The organism is uncultured Campylobacter sp. (genome assembly GCF_938018145.1).
Taxonomy (GTDB): Bacteria; Campylobacterota; Campylobacteria; order Campylobacterales; family Campylobacteraceae; genus Campylobacter_A.
In genome coordinates, this window is record NZ_CALIII010000434.1 from 1 (window position 1) to 2,693 (window position 2,693).

General features: G+C 45.3%; 2 protein-coding genes and 1 pseudogene. 2 read left to right on the top strand and 1 reads right to left on the bottom strand.

Annotated features, from left to right (window positions below; genetic code table 11):
• Together Q0338_RS10205 and Q0338_RS10210 are read left to right on the top strand one after the other, a co-directional pair.
• A pseudogene (locus Q0338_RS10205) lies at positions 1-575 on the top strand (MBL fold metallo-hydrolase); the annotation flags it as partial.
• Between the two features lie 67 nt (positions 576-642).
• Positions 643-2,334: a GTP-binding protein gene (locus Q0338_RS10210; protein ID WP_298086628.1), complete on the top strand. Its 1,692-nt coding sequence runs from the start codon at positions 643-645 to the stop codon at positions 2,332-2,334.
• A gap of 203 nt (positions 2,335-2,537) precedes the next feature.
• On the opposite strand, the gene Q0338_RS10215 is transcribed toward Q0338_RS10210, so the two are convergent.
• The coding region (locus tag Q0338_RS10215) for a DUF1731 domain-containing protein (RefSeq protein ID WP_298086629.1) at positions 2,538-2,693 on the bottom strand (156 nt) is incomplete at its 5' end.

Below are 2,693 nucleotides of genomic sequence, written 5' to 3' on the forward strand. Positions count from 1 at the left end.
ATCACTTTTGGGCGTTGCCCGTCGTTTTAAAGTATAAGCCCGACATCAGGATCATAATCCACGAAGGCTTTTACCCGGAGGGCAGACAATATATCAAAGATTCGGGTCATAAGGGCGAGCTCGTAGTGTTTAAAAAAGGCAGAAACGAGATCGAGCCTGGAATGTGTACGTTCTGCTATGATTGCCCTATCATTACGAGAGTTTTTGGCGAGCAGTCGATCTTCGTAAATGTCAAAGACAAAGGCCTAGTAAGTATTACGGGCTGCTGCCATCAAGGCATCATTACTTTCTCGGATTCCGCGCACAAGGAGCTTAAGTACGATAATGATCAACTCTACGGGCTTTACGGCGGACTTCATATCTCGCCGTTTGACGACTGGGATCCTAAATACGACGATCTGGTTATTGGACTGAAAAGATGGAACTACCAGGTCATGGCGTGTAACCACTGCACGGGTTTGCTGACCGTGCAAAAATTCGTCCGCGAGGGCTATCCGATCGTAAAGGGCACGGCTAGATTTAGAACCAAAACGTCCGATTATCTGGGCAACGGCGATAAGGTTAAATTTGGATAGAAGCATGGAATTTCAAGATATTTTCCCTTTGAAATTTAAATACTCGTTTGAGGATTACAGGTCGCTTATGAGATGTATATTGATGAAGTCTCTTTACGATAGCGACGTAAAATCCTCAAGCAGGTATCAGGGGATGTATAAGGGGAACTATTTTAATGAATGCTGGAGCATAAAATTCGGCTTTTACGGCGGAATTTACGGTATCGTTTTGCGAGAGGTGAAAGATGACGCGGGCGTATTTGAGCTTTATTATTTCCCCTCTGCAAACGACGAGTTGCTTGGTAGTGTCTCGCTTTTTGAAGCCGTTTTGGCCGGAGAGTCGGAGTTTTTGGCAAAGGTGCGAAATTTCTCCGCGCATAAGGAGTTTTTAAATAATTTTTGCGTCGCTACGATCTATTTAAAGCCGCAAGAGCAGGGCTTCGCGCTATCTTTTAAAACAAAGCTCAGAGATAGATCGTACGCAAAGGACGGCGTCTGCATAGAGGGCAAGCAGATCATCGCAAAAGAGGGGCTCGATAAAAATTTCCCCTGCTTTAGGGTATCGCTTGCGTTTATGAACTTTTTGCATATCGCGCTTTGCAAAATTTACGAGCCACGCTACGAGAGCTTTGAAATTTACAAAAAAGCGGCGCACGCCGTGATCTACGATAAAGATCGAAATTTAAAAAGCAAAGCAGATCCGCTCTGCGGCGAAATTTTTGTAAATTTAATCTACGGCGAGGACGCGGGCGACGGGCGCTTTAAATTTAACGATAAATCCTTTAAGAAGCTGCCAGGCTCGGCGCCTTTGTTTAAATTTTTGCTACGCTTAGCCAAGGAGGATAAAAAGCAAATTTTTATGCAAGGCGGCGAGCGGCCGAATTTTTTCATCATCACCGGCTATCTGGGCTCTGGCAAGACGAAATTTATCCAAAATTTCATCGAGCACGAAACGGCGCAAAATAGATTTACCGGCATCATCCAAAACGAGATCGGCAAGATCGGTCTCGACGGCGCGCTGCTGGACGCCAAATACGCACTCGTAGAGATCGACGAGGGGTGCGTTTGCTGCTCTATGGCAGGGCAGATCAAGCTTGCGATTTCGCAGCTCAGGCCCAAAAAGCCCGACAGCATCGTACTTGAAACCACGGGCGTCGCCAACCCTTTCAATATCTTAAGCGAGCTAAACGAGATAAAAGATGCGGTCAATCTATGCGCCATCGTCACCGTCGTCGATGGAGCGAATTTTTTAAAAGAGCGGGGCAGATCAAAAATAATGCTCGAGCAGATCAAGGCCGCCGACGTCATAGTGCTAAATAAAATCGATCTGATCTCGAGCGAGCAAAAGGAGCGGATACGACAAGCTTTGATCCAAAATAACCGTTGCGCCGAGATATTCGAGACGGTGGGCGCCGAGCTAAATCCAAACTATCTGCTCTACCGCCAGAGCGACACCTCCTATATGGCGTCCGTCCTGCTCGAGGGCAAGATGCACGCTACGCACGAAGACGAGGGGATAGTCTCGTTTAAAAAAGACCTACCTGAGGGCATCGATAGGCAAAATTTCATCAAATTTATGAACGACATACCGGAAAATTTTTACCGTATCAAGGGACTTGCGAGCTTCAAAGATGATGAAGCACAATACGTCGTGCAGTTCGTAGGCGGCAAATTTGAGATAACGCCTTTTAGCGACCGCAAACGCTGCGATAATTTTTTGGTTTGCATCGGGCGAGGGATAGATGAAAGCGCTTTCTCGACCGAACTTTTGAGGGCATAGAGGATAAACTTGTGTATTTTGAACGACGATGCGGCACGACTTTATAAAAACGATAGAATGCCGCCGCCAAACATTAAATTTAAACACAAGTTGACTCGAACTCTTGCGGTAAATTTCCGGAATTTATCACTACGCCAGGATTTTATGTAGTGTACAGTTTGCCATTGAAAAGTCCTTTAGGTAATTTGTTTTACTTTAAAACATTATCCCAAAACATTCTCAAGCGCGGTTTTTAGATCGCTAAATTTAAAGCTAAATCTGCTCTCTATTAAGGCTTTGGGATAGACTTTCGCACCCTCAAGCAGTATGCTTGATCCCTCGCCTAGCATCAAATTTAACGCAAATTTAGGTACTTTAAA

Excerpts from the sequence above, each read along its gene's own strand:
- Q0338_RS10210 (WP_298086628.1), top strand. The coding sequence starts at position 643 with ATGAGATGTATATTGATGAAGTCTCTTTACGATAGCGACGTAAAATCC.